This window comes from Marinobacter alkaliphilus, from assembly GCF_055394375.1.
Window position 1 is genome coordinate 3,349,001 of sequence record NZ_AP043751.1, and the last position, 20,371, is coordinate 3,369,371.

13 protein-coding genes are annotated in these 20,371 nt (G+C 57.7%); 8 read left to right on the plus strand and 5 right to left on the minus strand.

What is annotated here, in order from left to right; translation table 11 throughout:
- Positions 1 to 174: 174 nt before the first annotated feature.
- Positions 175 to 1,638 (minus strand): SLC13 family permease, encoded by a 1,464-nt coding sequence (locus ACZ5Q2_RS15335; RefSeq protein WP_061330979.1) that lies wholly within the window; start codon positions 1,636 to 1,638, stop codon positions 175 to 177.
- 38 nt (positions 1,639 to 1,676) lie between these two features.
- Positions 1,677 to 1,997 carry a TraR/DksA family transcriptional regulator gene (locus ACZ5Q2_RS15340; protein ID WP_061330978.1) on the minus strand — a complete coding sequence of 107 codons (321 nt, stop codon included), beginning with the start codon at positions 1,995 to 1,997 and terminating at the stop codon, positions 1,677 to 1,679.
- 140 nt (positions 1,998 to 2,137) lie between these two features.
- On the opposite strand from ACZ5Q2_RS15340, the gene ACZ5Q2_RS15345 reads away from it, so the two are divergent.
- The 3 genes from ACZ5Q2_RS15345 to ACZ5Q2_RS15355 all read left to right on the plus strand — a co-directional run bounded on the left by ACZ5Q2_RS15345 (position 2,138) and on the right by ACZ5Q2_RS15355 (position 6,135).
- Positions 2,138 to 2,494, plus strand: coding sequence for a phasin family protein (locus ACZ5Q2_RS15345; RefSeq protein WP_230712524.1), 357 nt, complete (start codon positions 2,138 to 2,140; stop codon positions 2,492 to 2,494).
- A 72-nt stretch (positions 2,495 to 2,566) separates the two neighbouring features.
- Positions 2,567 to 4,369, plus strand: coding sequence for a PHA/PHB synthase family protein (locus ACZ5Q2_RS15350; RefSeq protein WP_230712525.1), 1,803 nt, complete (start codon positions 2,567 to 2,569; stop codon positions 4,367 to 4,369).
- Positions 4,370 to 4,410: 41 nt separating this feature from the next.
- A complete protein-coding gene (locus ACZ5Q2_RS15355; RefSeq protein WP_230712526.1) occupies positions 4,411 to 6,135 on the plus strand; it encodes a diguanylate cyclase domain-containing protein in 1,725 nt (574 codons plus the stop codon).
- Between the two features lie 23 nt (positions 6,136 to 6,158).
- Here the strand turns inward: ACZ5Q2_RS15355 and ACZ5Q2_RS15360 are convergent, their stop codons facing one another.
- Positions 6,159 to 8,306 (minus strand): methyl-accepting chemotaxis protein, encoded by a 2,148-nt coding sequence (locus ACZ5Q2_RS15360; RefSeq protein WP_432209932.1) that lies wholly within the window; start codon positions 8,304 to 8,306, stop codon positions 6,159 to 6,161.
- Between the two features lie 362 nt (positions 8,307 to 8,668).
- Between ACZ5Q2_RS15360 and ACZ5Q2_RS15365 the strand changes: the two genes are divergently transcribed.
- The 5 genes from ACZ5Q2_RS15365 (at position 8,669) to malK (ending at position 17,403) form a co-directional block, all read left to right on the plus strand.
- Positions 8,669 to 9,919, plus strand: coding sequence for an ABC transporter substrate-binding protein (locus ACZ5Q2_RS15365; protein WP_342632309.1), 1,251 nt, complete (start codon positions 8,669 to 8,671; stop codon positions 9,917 to 9,919).
- Between the two features lie 149 nt (positions 9,920 to 10,068).
- Positions 10,069 to 11,601 carry a glycerol-3-phosphate dehydrogenase gene (glpD, locus tag ACZ5Q2_RS15370; RefSeq protein ID WP_432209931.1) on the plus strand — a complete coding sequence of 511 codons (1,533 nt, stop codon included), beginning with the start codon at positions 10,069 to 10,071 and terminating at the stop codon, positions 11,599 to 11,601.
- A 55-nt stretch (positions 11,602 to 11,656) separates the two neighbouring features.
- The gene (gene malT, locus ACZ5Q2_RS15375) at positions 11,657 to 14,431 is read left to right on the plus strand and encodes an HTH-type transcriptional regulator MalT (protein WP_432209930.1); all 2,775 of its coding nucleotides are present in this window, start codon (positions 11,657 to 11,659) and stop codon (positions 14,429 to 14,431) included.
- 211 nt (positions 14,432 to 14,642) lie between these two features.
- Positions 14,643 to 16,256 (plus strand): alpha-glucosidase family protein, encoded by a 1,614-nt coding sequence (locus tag ACZ5Q2_RS15380; RefSeq protein WP_432209929.1) that lies wholly within the window; start codon positions 14,643 to 14,645, stop codon positions 16,254 to 16,256.
- Between the two features lie 31 nt (positions 16,257 to 16,287).
- Complete coding sequence (gene malK, locus ACZ5Q2_RS15385; RefSeq protein ID WP_432209928.1) at positions 16,288 to 17,403, plus strand: maltose/maltodextrin ABC transporter ATP-binding protein MalK; 1,116 nt, start codon at positions 16,288 to 16,290, stop codon at positions 17,401 to 17,403.
- 439 nt (positions 17,404 to 17,842) lie between these two features.
- Here malK and malG read toward each other — a convergent pair whose 3' ends face one another.
- Complete coding sequence (malG, locus tag ACZ5Q2_RS15390; protein ID WP_374787054.1) at positions 17,843 to 18,733, minus strand: maltose ABC transporter permease MalG; 891 nt, start codon at positions 18,731 to 18,733, stop codon at positions 17,843 to 17,845.
- A gap of 10 nt (positions 18,734 to 18,743) precedes the next feature.
- Positions 18,744 to 20,237 (minus strand): maltose ABC transporter permease MalF, encoded by a 1,494-nt coding sequence (gene malF / locus ACZ5Q2_RS15395; protein WP_432209927.1) that lies wholly within the window; start codon positions 20,235 to 20,237, stop codon positions 18,744 to 18,746.
- Between the last annotated feature and the right edge of the window lie 134 nt (positions 20,238 to 20,371).

The window sequence follows — 20,371 nt, forward strand, 5'->3', positions numbered from 1 at the left end:
AAATCGCGACTGGCTTAAAGATAACTGTGCCTCAAATCTGTCGCTGCAGAAGGGGCCTGACATGGATGGACTGAGAACTGGTTCAAGGCTCAAGGTAGCCGGCAACACCCGCCTGTTCCCGAAGGTATCGGAAACAGGCAGGTGGGAAGGAAAACCGATGGGCAAGGTACCCCATCAGAGGGTAAAGACAATCCCGAGTAGCAGGTAGCTGAGCAGGGTAACAACGATGATGCCGATAATGTTCAGGGCAAAGCCGGCACGAATCATATCGGCAATTCGCATATGGCCACTGGAAAACACAATCGCGTTGGGCGGAGTCGCTACCGGCATCATAAAGGCACAACTGGCCGCGATGGCCGCAGGCACCGTCAGCAACAACGGCGACACACCCTGCGACATGGCCAGGGCACCCAACAGGGGCAGGAACGCTGCGGCGGTGGCGGTATTGCTGGTCACTTCCGTCAGAAAAATAATGACGGTAGCCACCAGAACAATCATAACCAGTGTCGGCAACGCCCCGGCAACACCAAGGCTTTGGGCAATCCACTCCGCCAGCCCTGAGCTACTGATAACACCCGCCATGGCCAGACCACCACCGAATAGCAGGAGCACACCCCAGGGCAGCTTGTTGGCCGAATCCCAGTCCAGCACAAACACCCGCTCGGCGGTGTTAACAGGAATAACAAACATGGCAATGGCAGCCGCAATCGCGATACCGGTATCGCTGAGCCACGGCATCAGGTTGGCGGACAACAAAGGCCGGAAAATCCAGGCGGCCGCCGTGACCAGAAACACCAGGGCAACCAGCTTCTCACCCCGGCTCATTGAGCCCAGTTTCGCTAGCTCATTCTGAATCATCTCCCCGCTATCTGCCGAGCCACCAATGCCAAAATCCTTCCGGGTCAGCCACCACCAGGCTAGCACCAGCATGACCACCGACACCGGTACGCCAAGCAACATCCATTGGGCAAAACCCACCGAAATGCCCTGATTTTCGCTCAGGTACGCCGCCAACAAGGCATTGGGCGGTGTCCCAATCAGGGTGGCAATTCCGCCAATACTCGCCGAATAGGCAATGGCTAACAGCAAGGCGGTTGCATAGCGCCGAACACCCTCAGGGTTGGAGCTATCCATCATCGCCACCACAGACAAACCTATGGGCAACATCATGATGGCCGTGGCCGTATTGCTGACCCACATGCTGAGAAATGCGGTGGCCAACATGAACCCGGCCACCTGGCGCTTGGGCTGGTCACCCACGGCCCTGAGCGTGAGCAGAGCTATTCGACGATGCAGGTTCCATCGCTGCATGGCCAGCCCCAGGGTAAAACCACCCAGGAACAGAAAAATGATCGGATTGGCGTAAGGTGACGTCGCCTGACCAATGGATCCCAGCCCCAGGGCCGGGATCAGTACAATCGGCAGTAATGCGGTTGCAGGAATCGGGATGGCTTCGGTTGACCACCAGGTTGCCATCAGCAACATCAGCCCCAATGCCGCCCAAGCTTCCGGACTCATAGTCGCCGGCGCCGGCACCATAAGGGTTATAAGAAGAAACAGGACACCCAGCAAGAAACCGATAACCTGGCTTTTGGGTAACCCCCTGGGTTTGCTCTCAGAAGAGTGCGTTGCTGTCATGTAGTACCACCCTGGTTTGGGACGATGGATTGGCCTGCTCAGTCAGCGGCGCAATTTACACAAACTGTGGTGTAAGGCAACACCTGCAAACGTCTGGGGTCAATCTCCTCACCACACTTCTCGCACTCGTCCCCAAGACCGTTGTTGATACGATCAAGGGCATGGGCAATCTGAACAAGCTCTGCCCGGGTTTCCGCTTCCAGTGAATCCACCACCTCGTCGTTTTGGGTCTGGCTTGCCTGTTCTTCAAAATCCTTGTCAAGCGCTCCGGTCTCCCGACGCTGGTGAGCCTGATAACGCACCAGCCTGGCTTCAAGATCGGCTTTCAGGGTTTCAAGTTCAGATTTGCGATTGCTCATGGCCATCTCCCGGCGGGTTGTTATTGGTCTATACCCTAGAGAATATGCTGAATCCGGGTTTGACGCCTGTCAAAATCGTGTCATTCCCCATACGGTAGACTAGCTGCTCAGTCATCCCATATACAAAGGAGTTGTATTAAATGAGCACAGACCTTTTCGAAAAAGCCAACCGTCTGAACCAAACCCTGTTCGCCCAGTTCAGTAAAGCTACCGAAATGCAGATGGAAGCCTTTCGTCGCTATGCCGACCTTGCCATGAATCAGGCCCGCAAGGTATCTGAAGTACGCGACCTGGATGACCTGAAGCAGGTAACCTCCGAACAGGCAGAAACACTCAAATCTCTCAGCGAACAGTTCACCAATGACTGGAAAGCCTGGCAGGACTATCTCACCGAGACCCGTGAGCAGGTACAGAAAGTGTTTGAGGCCGAAGCCCCTAAACCCGCCAAAGAGAAAGCCCCAACCCAGAAATCTGGCGGTAGCAAAACCGCGGCCTGATGTTCCAAAGGCTGCAACGGTCGGATTGGCAATGCCTTTCCGACCTTTTTATATCTGTTGCCAGGAGGCGTCATGTTTGGTCTGGATTTGGTCAGTAAAACCGCAAACCAGTTGGTAAAGGCGTTCGAGGATAATGTCCGCCAGGGCCAGCAACAGTTGGAAAAATGGCTCGGTGACACCGGCCTGGTAGACGACACCAAACTTTCTACCGTGAACGAGATGTCGGAGGCCTATCGAGCTATGGCGGAAGACCTTTTGCTTCACCCGTTGCGGTTTGCCAGCGCGGAAATTGACCTTGCCAAAAAGCACCTGGGCCTGGCCCGATACACTCTTGCCCGCCTGACGGGCAAACCCGCTGGTCCTGTTGTTGAACCCGACCAGGACGACCGCCGTTTCCTGGCCGAAGACTGGCAGAAACATCTGCCGTTCGACGTACTTCAGCAGGCCTACCTGATCAATTCGAAAGCCTTCCTGCAATGGGTTGAGAACATGGAGGGGCTGCCTGGCCCAAGCCGGGACCAGATGCTGTTCTACGCACGCCAACTCACCAGTGCGTTGTCACCATCCAACTACCCGCTGACCAACCCGGAAGTATTGCGTATTACCTGGGAGCGCAAGGGCATGAACCTGGTGGACGGCATGCGCAACCTGGTTGAAGACCTGCGCCAGAACCCGAACCTGTTCAATGTGGCCATGACCGACCGCTCGGCGTTTGAGGTGGGCGGTAACCTGGCCACAACGCCTGGCAAGGTGGTCTACCAGAATGAGCTGATGCAACTGATCCAGTATGCGCCGACAACAGAGACCGTGGCCCAGCGCCCACTGCTGGTTGTCCCGCCCTGGATCAACAAGTTCTATATCCTCGACCTGACCGCCAGGAACTCCTTTATCCGATGGCTGGTCGACCAGGGCCAGACGGTTTTCGTGGTGTCCTGGCGCAACCCCGGGCCTGCGCAGAAAGATAAAGGCTGGGAAGACTACATGGAGCTCGGCCCCCTGGCTGCTATTGATGCCATCAGGGAGGCGACCGGTGAAGACCAGCTGAACGCCATTGGCTACTGCATCGGCGGAACCCTGTTGGGCTCTACCATGGCTTGGCTTGAGAAAAAGCAGCGTAAGCCCATCGTCAGTACTACCTACCTGACCACCCTGCTGGATTTCTCCGATCCGGGCGGCATTGGCGTGTTTATCAACGACCACTCGATTCGTGGTATTGAACGCGCCATGGAAAAGAAAGGCTATCTCGATGGCCGGGCCATGGCTTTCACCTTCAACCTGCTCCGGGAGAACGACCTGTTCTGGTCCTATTGGACCAATAACTATCTCAAGGGCTTGAAGCCTGCTGCCTTTGACCTGCTCTACTGGAACACCGACGGCACCAACCTGCCCGCTCGAATGCACAGCTACTACTTGCGGGAAATGTACCTGCACAACCGGCTGGTCGAGCCCGATGCCCTCACCCTGGCTGGTGAATCTATCAACCTGGCCGAGATTCAGATTCCGTCATTCTTCCTGTCGGCCCGCCAGGACCACATCGCCAAGTGGAAAACCACCTACCAAGGCGCCAAGGTTTACGGAGGCCAGGTCACTTTCGTACTGTCTGGTTCCGGACACATCGCAGGGGTTATCAATCCACCCTACAAGGAAAAGTACGGCTACTGGACCAACGACAACCTGCCAGCGGACGCCGACGACTGGTTCCAGTCGGCCGAGCACCACCCGGGCTCCTGGTGGCCACACTGGAACACCTGGCTAGCGAACTTTGAAGGCCCTAAGGTGCCAGCGCGGCAGCTCGGTGACGGCAAGCTTGCCATCCTGGAGGATGCGCCGGGCAGCTACGTGAAAGTTAAGGCAGCGGAGGCCGGTCGTTGCTAAACTGGAACGGTGATAAAACGCTGATAAAAACAGGATTATCCATGGCGCAGCCGCTCCCCATTTCCCGCATTATGTATAGCGGGCTTTTACTGCAATGTAGTCCACAAACCAGTATTGCCGACGCAGCGGCGCGAATGTCGGAAAACTCCGTTAGCTCGATACTGATCGCGGACCAGGATCAGGTGATCGGCATCTGGACAGAACATGATGCCCTGGCACTCGATTTCACTGACCCTGACAGGTTCAACCAGCCGGTCAGCACGGTGATGAGCTCTCCGGTTCTGACCTTACCCAGCACCATGGACGCCGGCCAGGCAGCCATCAGATTGAGAGACAGCGGCAAACGACACTTCCTGGTCGTCGATGAAAATGAAGCGCCCGTTGGCATCTTGTCCCAAACCGACCTGGCGCTCAATCAGGGGCTGGAACCCTACCTGAGACTCAGGGAAGTCCGGGCCGTGGTTGCCCGACCACCTTTGCTGGTTAACGGTCACCGATCGCTGGCCGAGGTGGCCAGCGAGATGCACCATCACCACGCAGATGCCGTAGTGGTGAATTGTGGCGACGGTGAACTGGGCATCCTGACCGAAAGGGATATGGTGCGCTTTATCGCCCGCCACACCAGCAACACTCCGGTACATGAGCTGGCGACGCGCCCCCTGCTCACCGTCAACGAAGAAGACCCGTTGATTCACGCCCGGGATTTGCTGATTGATCACCGGATTCGGCACCTGGCGGTGGTCAACTTTAGTGGTGAAGTGACCGGTCTGATCGGCTACCACGACATGCTCGCCGGCGCAGAACAGATGTACCTGGATGACCTGCGTGAAGCGCTCGAACAGCGGGACCAGGCACTGGCAAAATCCCGACGCACCTTGCAACTGGCCGAGAGGGTCATCGAATCCTCGTTCGAGGGCATCATGGTCACCGACAAGGATGTTCGGATCGAGTTCGTGAACCCCGCCTTTACTCAACTGACCGGATACAGCCCCGAGGAAGTCATCGGGAGAACGCCGGAACTGCTGTCCTCCGGACGTCACGATGCAGAGTTTTACAAGCGTATGTGGCAGTCCCTGACAACCCATGGCTACTGGCGCGGTGAAATCTGGAATCGACGCAAAACCGGGGAGCTCTACCTGGAGTTGCTGACCATTACTGCGATTACCGATGACCATGGCCAGACCACGCACTATGCCGGGTTGTTTACCGACATTACCCAGAATCGCAAGAACGAAGAGCAGATCCGCCAGCTCGCCTACTACGACGCACTCACCGGCGTTCCCAACCGGCGACTGCTGGAAGATCGTCTGGAACATGCCATACGCCACGCACACCGAAAAGACATGTTGCTGGCGGTGATGTTTATCGACCTGGACCAGTTCAAAGAGGTAAACGACACCCTTGGCCATGCGGTCGGTGACGAGCTTCTGCTGCAATTTACCACCCGGGTGCGCGATTACCTGCGTGAGGACGACACCCTCGCGCGGCTCGGCGGCGATGAGTTCATTGTGCTGCTGCCGGAACTCGACAAGCTTTCGGACGTCATCCAGGTGGCGGAGCGGCTGATCGAGCTGAACCGAAATCCCTACAGGATCAATAACGACAATATCCAGATCGGCTCCAGCATCGGCATCAGCCTGTATCCGGAAGACGGAACCACGGTGCAAGAGCTACTGCACGGAGCCGACATCGCTATGTATCGGTCCAAGCGGGACGGCCGAAACCAGTACCATCTGTTTAATCCGGACGTCGCAGAGACGGCCTGAGGTCGCCGGGCTGCGACTATCCGTCAGGCAACCTCGGCAGAGACCTGAAACTGTCCCGTCAGCCTCTGCAACTTTGCCGCTGCGGCCTGCGTTCGCTCTGAGCTCGCAGATAGCTGTTCTACCACGCCACGCATGGCCGCCGCACTTTCCGAGACGCCGTGGGTCTGCTGACTTTGCTCGCGATTCGTTTGCTCAATGCTGGCAATGGCCCGAAACAGCTTGCCAACCATATGATGCAAGTCCGAGCTGTCGTCGGCGGCAGCTTCCGCTTTGGCAAGCCGGTTCTCCATTTCCGAAATCCCCTCCTCCATAACGGCCACGGCCCTTTGTGTCTCGTCTTGCACGCCTTGCAGACGCTGGCCAATCTCTTCCGTTGCCTTTGCTGTGCGGCTGGCCAGCTGGCGCACTTCATCCGCGACTACCGCAAATCCGCGGCCTGACTCCCCAGCCCGGGCGGCTTCAATCGCCGCATTCAGGGCAAGCAGGTTGGTCTGGGCTGCAATATCGTTGATGACCAGGGCAGTTTTGCTGATTTCCTCAGTCCGATCGTTGGCAGCCCGGATTCCATCGGCTGAACGAGTGATCACCGTCCGGATACTCCGTGCTTCCTCACTGACCCGGGCAAATTGCGCCTGGGCACGGCTGACCACCGCGTCCATGCCTTCCCGCATTTCCTCAGCGGTCGTTGACGCGTTATTGATTTCTTTTTCCTGAACACCGGCACCGTGCACCATATCGTCGATATGAGCCAACACAGACTGAACCCGCTCATAGGCGCTGCGATTGTGGGTCACCATCTGGTCACTGGCTTGCCGGGAGTCTGCGGCCAGTGTCAACACCTGGCCCACCATGCCATCCAGGCTGTCAATAAAGCTGTTGGTCCAGCGGGCCAGATCCCCGCTCTCATCCCGGCGCGTCCGGCTCAGGTCAATCCTTTGCCGCAAGTTGCCTCCGCCCTCGGCAATGTCACGGATGATATCCCCCATGGCGGACAACTGCTCCGACACCGGTTTGACGGAAGTGGACCGGAAGATCATCACCATGGCGAAAATCGCCAGGGCATTGATCCCGCTTTCGAGCCATACCGACACCCCCAACGTGGACAACGCAACATTCACCAGCCACAGCGCCGCGGCCAGCAAGCCCAAACGACTGGATAACCGCCAGCTGATGGAGCGCCGTCGGTATACCTCTTCCAGATCGCCTTCACACATCATGCCCCAGGTATCAGGCGAACCAGGCATCTGAAAGGTGATGCCCTTGCCAATCACCGGGATGTGTCGATAGTCGGAATAGCCCGGGTACAGCACGTACAGGTTCTCACCATTGGCAATGGTCTCCCTGACACCGGGGTGCAAGCGGCCGGTTGCCGGATCGGTAAACCGGATCTCGAATTCAGTGTGCTCCCGAATACGCACCACGCCAAAGCCGGTTTCTATGCCGTCTTTGAGATTATCGCCGTGGCTGAAGGTGGCATCTTCGAAGCGGGATCGGGACAGCGCCGTTCCCGGCGAGATGGACTTGTCAAAACGACTGTCGATCATGAACAGGTAGTTGTCGCCGGACTCCTCAAAAACGTGTCCGGCCTCACGCTGAATCAGATCGCTCATCACATCATTGGGAATTCGCGCACACACAGCTGCCCGCTGCCCCCCGGCCAACTCGATTGGCTGATAGAACATCAGAGTCACCGCATCGTGAAACCGACTGGTGGTTTTGCCCAACGACGCCGTTACCGGGTCCCGGTAAGGACCATGCAGGAAACGCTCACCCGTTCCTCTCCGGACTGCTTCCGGAGCCAGGTCACGCTTGCCGTTGCGGACAGGCACACTGGACGCAACAACCTGGCCATCCTCTGCCACCACAAACAGCTCGGATATCTCCCTTAGCCGGGTGGAGGTCTGGGCAATAGTCTCCCCCAGAGCTTCGGGGTTCTTGCCATACAGGCGGCCAGCAACGGATTCCAGAAACGACCACTTGTGGTCTGCCCACCCAATCAGGGCATCACGCCTGGTTCTGGCCAGGTTCTCGAATATCTGTTCATTGGTCTCGTACATGTTTCGGTTCAGGAAACAGGACCAACGCATGGCCAGCTTTCCGTTACGCCCAAAGACAGGCAACCAGGAACGCTCACCGGCAGACAGGTTCATTTTGTAGCTTTTCAGAGTCATTTCAGGATTCTCCAGACCGGACATCGGAGCAGAACAGAGTTATTCGCTCCCTCGGAACCCTGAGACCTCAGCAAAGATCGGGCCTGCCAGCGCCCGAACGCCCAAACGTGAGCCAATTCACACCAATCCCCCTGCAACACACAGATTACCGGGCACCAGTTTGGTGCACACACAAACCCTGACACCAGATTACGCACTATTTTCGCACAACCTGACGTATATCAAGACCCTACAAATTGTTACGCCAAATTCCACTTTAGTCCCATTGTTGGTCCACTAACGAGGGCAGACACTAATCCTGTTTGATCCGAACAACAAAAATAACCCGCATTCGGGGTCCAAACCGTTGGAGGCCAACCACAATGACTTTCAGAAACTTCCTGCTCACGGCATGTCTACTGCTGCTGGGCAGCTCGGTAGTGTATGCAGAAACACTCAAGATAGGACTCAACTACCCACAGACTGGCCGGTACAAAGACCAGGGGCTTCAGCAACGACTGGGGGCTTTCCTGGCGGTTGATGAGATCAATCGAGCCGGCGGCGTGATGGGGCAACCCCTGGAACTGGTTATCCGCAACTCCCGCGGTGAACCCGACCAGGGCGCGCAGAACACTGCCGAGCTTATCGACCGTGAGGGTGCCCAGATGGTCTTTGGCGGAGTATCCAGTGCCGTTGCCATTTCATCAGGCAAGGCAGCCAGGGATCGCAATCGACTCTATTTCGGCACCCTTACCTATTCCAATGCCACCACCGGCAGTGAAGGCCACAGCCATATGTTCCGGGAACCCTACAATGCCTGGATGACTGCCAAGGCCTTGAGCCAATACCTCAATCGCCACCACGCAGACCAGAACTACTTCTACATCACTGCCGACTACACGTGGGGCTGGTCAGTGGAAGAATCTGTGCGCAAGTTTTCCAACACCGAAGACACAGAACAGCATAAAGGCGTGAAAACGCCCTTCCCCCGGGCGCTGATTACTGACTTCCGGGTGGCCCTGGAGCAAGCAGCCGAGAGTGACGCCGAAGTACTGATGCTGGTGCTCTTTGGCGACGACATGGTCAGAGCCCTTAACGCCGCCTATGAAATGGGCCTGACCAAACGAATGCAGGTTGTGGTGCCAAACCTCACTCTGGGTATGGCACGCCAGGTCGGGCCAACCATCATGGAAGGGGTGGTAGGCGCCGCCCCCTGGGTATGGAACCTGCCCTATGAAAACAACTATCAGCGGGGCAAAGATTTTGTTGAGGCTTTTTCCAGCCGCTATGAAATGCGCCCATCTTCGTCTGCCGCGTCGGCCTACAGCATTGTTTACCAGTACAAAGCCGCCGTCGAACGGGCCGGCACCACCAATACCCGAGCGGTCATCCGGGAACTTGAGGGGCATCGCTATAGCTTCCTGAAAGACGAGCAGTACTGGCGGGCGTTTGACCACCAGAACGTGCAGACCGTCTATGTGGTGAAGGTAAAACCCCGTGAGAAGATCATGGCGGACCAGTTCAGCTCGGACTACTTCGACATCATCGACTCCATGCCCGGCGACGAGGCCGCCCAGACCAGGGAAGAGTGGGAAGCTCGCCGCCGTGAAGCCGGCAAACCGGTTTCACTCTGACCCGGCCGGCCCCGGGGCATCCTGCCCTCGGGGCCGCCATTCAGTGACGCCGTCGCTTTACCCCCTGCGTTCATTCTCTGATAATCAGCATTCACTCAAAGGATGATCAGGGGCAAGCAGGCGTGTTAACAGGGCAAAGCAGTCAACGAATGGAAGCAAATGAACCGTCAGGCGTTCCTGGCCAGTGCGATCTGCTGGTTATCGGCGGCGGTGTTAACGGTACCGGTATTGCCATGGACGCTGCCGGGCGTGGCCTGAACGTCATACTGTGCGAGATGAACGATCTGGCATCCGCCACCTCATCAAGCAGCAGCAAGCTGATCCACGGCGGGCTTCGGTACCTGGAGCATTATGAATTCCGGTTGGTCCGGGAGGCCCTGGCCGAGCGAGAGGCGCTGTTACGCAATGCGCCACACATCATGTGGCCCATGCGCTTTCGCCTGCCTCACCAGCCCCACCTTCGCCCGGCCTGGATGATTCGCACCGGGCTGTTTCTGTACGACCACCTGGCAAAGCGGGAAATGCTGCCTGGCTCAAGGGCCATCAGCTTTGACCAGAACTCTCCCCTGAAACCCGACATTACCAAAGGTTTCGAGTACTCAGACGGCTGGGTGGACGATGCCCGGCTGGTGGTGCTGTCCGCCCGCAAGGCGCAACAGAAAGGCGCCACCATACTGACACAAACCCGGTGTGTTCAGGCCAGCCGCCAGGGCCCGCGCTGGAAAGCGGTTCTGGAAGATACCCGAAGAGATCGCCAACACACCGTTCATGCCAAGGTGATCGTCAACGCCACCGGCCCCTGGGTCAGCCAGCTGTTCGGCGATAGCTTCGGCATGCAGGCCCCGAAACAGATTCGGATGGTCAAAGGCAGCCACATTGTGGTACCCCGCCTGAACGTCGACACCGAGGCCTACATCCTGCAGAATCAGGACGAGCGCATCGTCTTCGTCATCCCTTACGAAGAACACTTCTCCCTCATTGGCACCACCGATGTGGATTACGAAGGCAACCCGTCCGAGGCCCGGATATCACCGGAAGAAACCGATTACCTGCTGACCATCGTCAACCAGTACTTCCGTCGACAGCTTGGGCCGGAAGATGTGGTGTGGAGCTACTCTGGTGTCCGGCCACTGATGGATGACGAACAGGGAACCGCCCAGACTGCCTCCAGGGACTACTCCTTTGAGGTAGACGAAGAGGACGGCCAGCCGCCCCTGATCTCCGTTTTCGGCGGCAAGATCACCACCTTCCGGAAGCTGGCCGAGGCGGTGACCGACAAAGTATGCGAGTACTTCCCTGGCGCCGGAAAATCCTGGACCAGGCAGGCCATTCTGCCGGGTGGTGACTTTGGTAACCAGCAACAACTGGCGGCGGAGCTTGAGATTAACTACCCGTGGCTGAACACCGACAGTATCCGCAGATTCGTGCGCTGTTATGGTACCGACAGCCATCAGATCCTGGCCGGCTGCAAATCCAGGGACGACCTCGGGCACTGGTTTACCGACACTCTCAGCCAACGGGAGGTCGATTACCTGGTGACGCGGGAATGGGCTGTTACTCCGGAAGACGTCCTTTGGCGAAGAACAAAACAGGGGCTCTACATCAACCAGGAGGAACTCCAGAAGCTAAAAGATTACCTGCAGTCCCAATTCAGCCTGAAAATGCTAGAGTGTTCTTCCTGATCACAGTAATTGACTAATACGTTTAACCCTGGCTCGGCCAGAGGACAATAATAAGATGTCTGAGAAACCGTTCATGCCAACCACACCGGCGCCATCAAATCTGACCTTTATTGCCGCTAAAACCAGTGCCCCTTTGCCGCCGGCCGGATTGTTAGCCCGGGAAAAATTTAACGACCTGCTGCAAACCCGGGAGCCGGTCTCCCTGTTGCTGGTTCATGCCCCGGCAGGCTATGGCAAAACCACCACCCTGGCCGAACGCCTGGACGATCTGGAGGCAAAGGCCGCATGGTACCGCCTGGAAAATACCGACAACGACCCCGTCCGGTTCGCCGGGTACCTGGCCCATGCCCTTGGTCAGATTGTCGATACGCCGGATATGCCTGCAATTGATCCGACAGGGGACCAACAGGGTCACGGTCTCGAATCATTTCTCACAGAACTCCTCGCCGGACTGCCACTTTCTGAGGAGCCCAGTTACCTGGTTCTTGATGACTACCAGATCATCACCAACCCGGAGATTCATCAAGGGATCAGGTTCCTGCTGCGGCATCTGCCGCCCTACCTCACTCTTGTTGTCATCTCCAGAACACTCCCGCCCCTGGGTGTTGCCCAGCTCAGGATGAAGGGGCAAATGATTGAAATTACCAGCAGGGATCTCGCCTTTGATGCCGATGAGGCGCAAAGCTACTTCGAGCAACGGCTGCCATTTGAGGTTTCCCGGGAAAACATTGAGCGTGCGGTTCGAAGGGTAGAAGGCTGGGTCTCGGCGCTGCAACTGTTGTCTGCCTCCGCCCGCACCAGCATCGAGTTCAGTCATTTTGTCGACCAGCTTGACCAGGGTAACCAGCACATTTTTGACTACTTTGACGAACTGGTCGGGCAGGACCTGAGTGAACAACAACGCTCCTTCCTCTTGCGCACCAGCATCCTTGACCGTTTCAACGCGGGCATGGTCATGCGGGTAATGAACGATTCCGATGGCCAGGCACTGCTCGGCAGCCTGCTGGCCATGGGGTTGTTCATCACGCCCGTTGATAACAGCGCGCTCTGGTTTCGTTACCACCAGCTGTTCTCTGTCTACCTGCGGCACCTGCTTGCCAGTACCACACAGGAAAATCAGAAAGCCCTGCACCAGCGCGCCACCGATGCCTGGCTGGAGCTGGACCACGCAGAGGAAGCCGCCCGGCATGCAGTCGCCGCAGAAGACCCGGAGCGCATTACCCGGGTCCTGAACCAGCATGGCCGAAAGTTCTTTACCGAAGGCCAGTTTACACTGCTACAACGATGCCTGGACGCCCTGCCCCAGAAAATCATTGCAGAAGATCCAACACTGACGTTGCTTCGGGCCTGGGTAGCCCAGGGACAATACAAGTTCGACGAGGTGGAAAACTGGCTATCCGCCGCTGAGACCCAACTGAAAGCGGTCATGAGCGAGGAGTCCCAGCGGACAGTCCATGGCGAATTCAGTGCCATTCGGGCACAGGTGGCCATGAACTATGGCGACAGCGACCGCGCCCTGGCATTGGCACGGGAAGCGGTAGCGCAAGAAGCCGCCTACCTACCCACCTCACGGGTTGCAGCTGCTTCGGTTCTGGGTGAAGCCCTGTTTGTCCGGGGCGAGCTGCAGGAGGCCTTGACCCGGATGCAGGAAACCGAACATATGGCCCGGGCCCATCAGGCGCACCAGAATGTGATCTGGGCCCTGTGCCAGCAAAGCGAGATCAGCGTGGCCATGGGGCTTTTACAAAAGGCCTACAACATTCAGGAGCGGGCATTTCAGTATGCCGAAGAAAACCAGCTGAACCACCTGCCCATTCTCGAGTTCCTGTTCCGCATTCGCAGTCAGGTGATGTGGGAATGGCATCACCTGGAGGGCGCGGAACGTTGCGCACTCCAGGGTATAGAGATTCTGGAAGCCCAGGGCGAACGCTGGTATGTCCAGAGCTACACCACTCTGGCCAAGGTTGCACAGGCCCGCGGCCGCCAGAGCCTGTGTGCAGACTACATAGCCAAGGTCCAGAAGATGCTCGCCGCTGGCGACTACCATCTGGACTGGGTTGCCAACGCCCATGCCACCATGCTGACGTACTGGGACGCCGTGCGGGACCAGAATGCCATTGAGCGTTGGCTGACCATTGCACCACCGTGTAAACCGGAGGAGGCAACCAACCATTTCTATCAGTGCAACGGTCGAAACCGGGCCCGTGCCCTGATGAGTCTGGGCCAATATCAGGACGCCCGGCCAATCCTGGAGGCACTGACCAGCGTTGCCGGCCAGATTGGCCTGAAAACCGACCTTAACCGCAACCATATCGCGCTGGCCTATCTGTTCTGGCAGATCGAAAATCGCGAAAAGGCTCTGGAACACATGCGCCTGGCCCTGGAACTGGCCAGCACCACCGGCGCAGTGGGAAGTTTTCTGCGCCTGGGCAAGGTTCTGATTGTCATTCTCAAAGCGCTGATCAACGACGGCCTGATTAAGGGCATGGAACAACAGCGGGCCGAACGCCTGATTCAGCTTGCCCAACAGCAGCGGGATTTCAGCCGGGCCATCCGGATTTCCCTGGACGAAGCCATCATCCAGGACATCATCGACCGGCCCGATGTGCCGGAGCTGATTCGCACCTCACCCCTGACCCGACGAGAGTGGCAGATACTGAGCCTGATTCATGCCGGCCTGTCCAACGACCAGATTGCCGAGCATCTTAAAGTGGCTTCTACCACGGTAAAAACCCACATCCGCAGCCTGTACCAGAAGCAGAACATCAGCCACCGCTCCGAAGCGATTGAACTGGCCAAGGACCTGCTGAGCAAGATCCAGGGGGAGTGAGCCGGCATCGGCTCCTCCACCCCTCACGCCCACTACTACCCTATACGCCCCGCTACGCCCCCCTCCTCCCCCCGGCTACGCCGACAAAAACACGGGCAGGAGGATGAACCACCCAAGGCAACATCGCACCATGGCAGGTGTATTGATCGGTGGGGACTCGCCTCCATCGCACAACAAGAACTTTTCACCACCAGGGTGTAAGTGAGGCAAGATGAGCAGAAATCCGGACTGGTGGCGTGGCGCCGTTATCTATCAAGTGTATCCACGCAGTTTCTATGACTCCAACGGCGACGGAGTGGGCGACCTGCCCGGGGTGACCGCGAAGCTGGACTATATCGCCAGCCTGAATGTGGATGCCATCTGGCTGTCCCCGTTTTTCACCTCTCCGATGAAAGACTTTGGATACGACGTCTCTGACTACCGCAATGTCGACCCGATATTCGGAACCCTGAAAGATTTCGATGAACTGATCGCCGAAGCCCACAAGCGCGGCCTGAAGATCATGATCGACCAGGTGCTGAGCCACTCTTCCGACCAACACCCCTGGTTTGTGGAAAGTCGCCAGTCCCGTGACAATCCAAAAGCCGACTGGTATGTGTGGGCCGATCCCAAGCCAGACGGCACGCCGCCCAACAACTGGCTGTCAGTGTTTGGCGGCTCCTCCTGGGCCTGGGACAGTCGCCGCAAGCAGTACTACCTGCACAACTTCCTGGCCAGTCAGCCAGACCTGAACTTCCACAACCCGGAGGTTCAGGAACAGGTGCTGTCCGATGTGAAGTTCTGGCTGGACCGGGGAGTTGACGGGTTCCGCCTGGACGCCATCAACTTCTGCTTCCATGACCGCAAGCTGCGGGACAACCCACCAAGCAAGGCATTGCAGGAGGGCTCCATCGGTGTTCGCAAAGAAAACCCCTACGCCTACCAGCATCACAAGCACGATAAAACCCAGCCGGAGAACCTGACGTTCCTGAAGCGGTTACGCGTGCTGCTGGATCAGTACCCGGGCACCACGACCGTGGGCGAGATCGGCGATGATGATTCGTTGCAGACCATGGCAGACTACACCAGCGGCGGTGACAAGCTGCACATGGCCTACTCGTTTGACCTGCTGACCGAGCAACATGGTGCCGACTTTTTCCGCAAAACCGTGGACACCATTGAACAGAAACTGACCGATGGCTGGCCGTGCTGGGCTATTGGCAACCACGATGTGGCACGGGTGGCCACCCGCTGGCAGGCCCGCTCGGAACAACAACTTAAAGCCTACATGGCCATGCTGCTGACACTGCGGGGCAGCGTGTGTATCTACCAGGGCGAAGAACTTGGCCTGACCGAAGCCGAGCTCGAGTACGAAGACCTGGTGGACCCCTACGGAATCAACTTCTGGCCAGAGTACAAAGGCCGGGACGGCTGCAGAACTCCAATGGTCTGGCATCACGAAGAAACCCACGGCGGCTTTTCCAGCACCAGCCCCTGGCTGCCCGTGTATGATGATCATTACAACGCCGCCGTTGCCCTGCAGCATGCCGAAGATAATTCCGTGCTCACCGCCTACCGGAGTTTTCTGGGCTGGCGCCGGGAGCAGGCTGTGCTGCTGAAAGGAGATATCGAATTCCTCAAGAGCCCGAAAGACACACTGGTGTTCGTCAGAAGTCTTGGTGAGGAACGCTTGATCATCGCTCTGAACCTGAGCGAGACCGGAAGTACCGTGACCCTGCCGGCGCAAGGCTCTCCCATTACCGGAACCCCCGATTTCATCGGCGGTCAATGGCACGGCAAACAACTGAAACTGGGGCCCTGGGGTATTGAAATCGCCAGGCTCTGACGGGTGACCATCGAACAAGAAGATAAACGCTATGGCCAGTGTAACCCTGAGAAATATCTGTAAAAGCTATGACGACGCCCAGGTAACCAAGAAGGTTAACCTGGACATCGATGACGGCGAGTTTGTGGTGTTCGTCGGCCCCTCCGGCTGCGGCAAGTCGACCCTGCTGCGGATGATTGCCGGGCTGGAGGACATAACCAGCGGCGACTTGTACATCGGCAATGACCGGGTGAATGACCTGCCCCCCAAGGAACGGGAAGTGGGCATGGTCTTCCAGTCTTACGCCCTCTACCCCCACATGAATGTGGCGGAGAACATGGCCTTCGGCCTGAAGCTCGCGAAAACCCACAAGGACGAAATCAACCGGAGGGTTCAGGATGCCGCCACCCTGCTGCAACTGGACAAGCTCCTGGAGCGCAAGCCCAAAGACCTGTCTGGCGGCCAACGCCAGCGGGTCGCCATCGGCCGCACCATCGTTCGCGAGCCGGCGGTGTTCCTGTTTGACGAGCCGCTGTCCAACCTGGATGCCTCGCTGCGCGTTCAGATGCGGATCGAGATATCACGCCTGCACAAACGCCTGGGCGCTACGATGATTTATGTCACCCACGATCAGGTAGAAGCCATGACCATGGCCGACAAAATCGTGGCGCTGGATAACGGGTGCATTGCCCAGGTGGGCAAGCCCATGGAACTCTACCACTATCCGGCCACCCGCTTTGTGGCAGGCTTTATCGGCTCACCGAAAATGAACTTCATCGACTGCCAGGTGGCTTCTGCCAGTAACCAGTCGGTCACCGTGACCCTGCCGGGTGACCATCAGCTGGAGTTGCCGGTGAACGGTCATAACCTGCTTGAGGGCGAAAACGTCACTCTGGGTATACGTCCGGAACACCTGACCGAAGACCAGGAGGCCGACATGTACCTGCAAGGTGAGGTTCACGTTGTTGAGCGTCTGGGTTATCAGACCCTGGTGCACCTGGTCGTTAGCAACGTGGAGGGCGTGCTGACCATGCGCACCGATGGCGGTAACCCCGTTCAGGAAGGCGCACCCATGACATTGGGGCTGAATGCCAACAAATGCCACCTGTTCCGGGAAGACGGCACCGCCTGCCCCCGCCTCTATCGGGAACCGTGCATCGACTTCTAGGGCCCTGCCCGCTTCTGACTTGATCTGCAGTACACTCTCCTTGGCCGGTATTCGTTACCGGCTTTTTTTGTGCCCCCTCCCTTGACCTAACTGGTGACAGCCGGCCGCACGCCCATGTGGGAGGCCCTTTCCAAAACACGCTGTGAATACATCCCTGTACGCTCGGCTCCGCCATCCCTGGCTCCGCACGGTTTTGGAAAGGACCTCCCACATGGGCGCGCTACATCAGGCGATAGGCAACCGGAACCAAGGGGCTGTACACCAATGTGTTCGCCAAGGTAAGACGCTTACAAAAAAGCCCGGTCAGCAGGGGGGATAACTCTGACCGGGTCGCGAAAGATAACGCGGGAAGACGCAGGTCGCGTAAGGAAGCCGTGCGGGATCTTCCGCTACGGCCTGGGAGAGCGGGCCCTTGCGGGCCCTGAGAGCAACAACAAAGCTAGCCTTTGACACCACCGGCGGTCAGCCCGCCGACGATCCACTTCTGGCAATACAGGAAAATCACGGTGATCGGCAGACCAGACAACACCGCCGCCGCGGCAAAGTCGCCCCACAGGTAGTTCTGCTCGTACAGGTACTGCTGAGCACCCACCGCCAGGGTCAGCTTGTTCGTATCCACCAGCAGCACCGAGGCCATCGGATATTCCATGATGGTCATGATGAACGCCAGGATGAACACCACCACCAGAATCGGCACCGACAACGGCAGCAGGATGTAGCGGAATGCCTGCCAGGTGGTGGCACCGTCAACGATGGCGGCTTCCTCCAGTGACCGGTCGATGGAATCGAAGTAGCCTTTAATCGTCCAGATGTGCAGCGCCATGCCGCCCAGAGAGGCCACGATGACGGCACCATGGGTATTCAAACCCAGCCAGCTGACATGGTTGCCGATCTGGTCGAACAGCGCATACAGCGCCACCAGGGACAGCACCGGCGGGAACATCTGAAAGATCAGCATAGATTTGAGTACTGCGCCTTTGCCCGCAAACCGCATGCGGGCGAAGGCATAGGCACTGGTGGTGGACAATGCCAGAATCAGAATGGACGAAACCACCGCCACCTTGACTGAATTCCAGAGCCAGAGCAGCACAGGAAACGGCGGCTGGGTGGTGATGCCGGCGTCGTCTGTGTAGGGAATACCCAGCGCCAGATACCAGTGTTCCAGCGAGGGATTCTCCGGCAACAGGCTACCGGAGGCAAAGTTTCCGCTGCGGAAGGAGATGGAAATCACCATCAGCAGCGGGAACAGAATCACCGCGATAAATGCCAGCATGCCCAGATGGGATGCCAGCACACGGTATTTAGTGGAGCGCGGTTGAACCATCGCCATGGGAAGCTCCTTATACCTTGACCTTGGACAGTTTCAGGTTGATCAGCGACAGCGCGCCAACCACCAGGAAGATCACGGTGGCGATGGCAGCCGCCAGCCCGAAATTCTGCCCGGAATCCTGGAATGCAATGCGATAGGTGTAACTCACCAGCAAATCGGTTGTGCCAGCGGGCGTGCTGGCTCCGATAATATCCGGTGCGCCACCGGTCAACAGGGCAATCAGAACAAAGTTGTTGAAGTTGAACGCAAAACTGGCAATCAGCAACGGCGTTAGCGGTTTGATAATCAGCGGCAGAGTGATGTTGAACAGATTGCTGATGGGCCCGGCTCCATCCATTGCCGAAGCCTCATAGAGATCCCGGGGGATGGCCTGCAACAGGCCCATGCACAACAGCATCATGTAGGGATAACCCAGCCAGGTATTGACGATAAGAATCATCGAACGGGCCAGGGCCGGATCACTGAACCAGTCCGGGCGAACACCGAACAAACCTTCCAGAACCAGGTTGATCTCCCCGAAGTTCTGGTTGAACAGACCTTTGAATACCAGAATCGAGATAAAGGCGGGCACCGCATAAGGCAATATCAGCATCGTGCGGTAAAAGCCCTTGCCTCGAATCTGATCCCACTGCAGCAGATTGGCCAGCACCAGCCCGAGGGCCAGGGTAAACACCACCGTTGCCAGTGCGAACGACAGCGTCCAGACAAAAATCTGCAGAAACGGCCCGCGAATACTGGGGTCGCTCACCACTTTCAGATAATTGTCCCAGCCAATATTGACTGTCCAGCCCGGAGAAATGGCATTGCCATCGGCGTCACGGTAGAACCCCGTCTCGTGGTCCGGAAAGTAGGTCACACCGGTTTCGTTATTGGTCAGGGTTTCGTTATCGTGCAGCGTAAACCGGCTGTGTATCGCCGCGAAGGAGCGCAGACTCGCCAGGCTCAGCTCCCGGCCATCTTCGGTGACCAGCTTCAGCTTCGACAGGTCGCCCCGCAGCTGGATGATGTCGCGGATGGCCAGAGGCTCGCCCTCCGGGAGGTCCGCCGATGGCAATACCGGAAAACGGGACTCTTCCGTTCCCAGTTCAATGGGGGGCGACACCAGGTCCTGATGGACGCCGTCCAGGTACAGGACATAGCCTTGATCCGTCTGAAACAGCTGGTAGTCATAGCGAACCGACTCGGATTGATAGGTCCGGCCAAGCAGGTTTTCTTTCACCCGGTCAAAGCTCAGAAGATTGCTGGCGCTGTAATTGGTAAAGCCGATGCCCACTGTGTACATCAGCGGGAAGATCACAAAGACGCCCATACCGGCGACCGCCGGAAATATGTAACGATGCGCATAGAGCTTCCGGCTGACAAACACTGCCACGGCAGAGGCGGTCAGTACCAGAAACAACATGGCGAACACAAATTCGCGCTGGGCGTACAACGCCAGGATCAGGTAGAGCGCCGCTATCAGCAATGCCGCCAGCGTGCCCCACTTCAGGAATACTCGTGTCATGGAGTGTCTGCTATCAGTCGCGGAAGGAGACAGGGTTTCCGTTATCATTGTAGTCAGCCTGTAGGTTGCCGTCGCCTCGGGGCAACGGCTTCATCACTCAGGGTCCGGCATGACAGGCCGGGCAGGCGTTACCC

Bases quoted from the DNA above. Each gene is read 5' to 3' on its own strand.
- ACZ5Q2_RS15345 (WP_230712524.1), top strand. From the start codon at position 2,138: ATGAGCACAGACCTTTTCGAAAAAGCCAACCGTCTGAACCAAACCCTG.
- ACZ5Q2_RS15355 (WP_230712526.1), top strand. From the start codon at position 4,411: ATGGCGCAGCCGCTCCCCATTTCCCGCATTATGTATAGCGGGCTTTTA.
- ACZ5Q2_RS15360 (WP_432209932.1), bottom strand. From the start codon at position 8,306: ATGACTCTGAAAAGCTACAAAATGAACCTGTCTGCCGGTGAGCGTTCC.
- malT (WP_432209930.1), top strand. From the start codon at position 11,657: ATGTCTGAGAAACCGTTCATGCCAACCACACCGGCGCCATCAAATCTG.
- ACZ5Q2_RS15340 (WP_061330978.1), bottom strand. From the start codon at position 1,997: ATGAGCAATCGCAAATCTGAACTTGAAACCCTGAAAGCCGATCTTGAA.
- ACZ5Q2_RS15335 (WP_061330979.1), bottom strand. From the start codon at position 1,638: ATGACAGCAACGCACTCTTCTGAGAGCAAACCCAGGGGGTTACCCAAA.
- malG (WP_374787054.1), bottom strand. From the start codon at position 18,733: ATGGCGATGGTTCAACCGCGCTCCACTAAATACCGTGTGCTGGCATCC.
- malF (WP_432209927.1), bottom strand. From the start codon at position 20,237: ATGACACGAGTATTCCTGAAGTGGGGCACGCTGGCGGCATTGCTGATA.
- ACZ5Q2_RS15350 (WP_230712525.1), top strand. From the start codon at position 2,567: ATGTTTGGTCTGGATTTGGTCAGTAAAACCGCAAACCAGTTGGTAAAG.
- ACZ5Q2_RS15365 (WP_342632309.1), top strand. From the start codon at position 8,669: ATGACTTTCAGAAACTTCCTGCTCACGGCATGTCTACTGCTGCTGGGC.
- glpD (WP_432209931.1), top strand. From the start codon at position 10,069: ATGGAAGCAAATGAACCGTCAGGCGTTCCTGGCCAGTGCGATCTGCTG.
- ACZ5Q2_RS15380 (WP_432209929.1), top strand. From the start codon at position 14,643: ATGAGCAGAAATCCGGACTGGTGGCGTGGCGCCGTTATCTATCAAGTG.
- malK (WP_432209928.1), top strand. From the start codon at position 16,288: ATGGCCAGTGTAACCCTGAGAAATATCTGTAAAAGCTATGACGACGCC.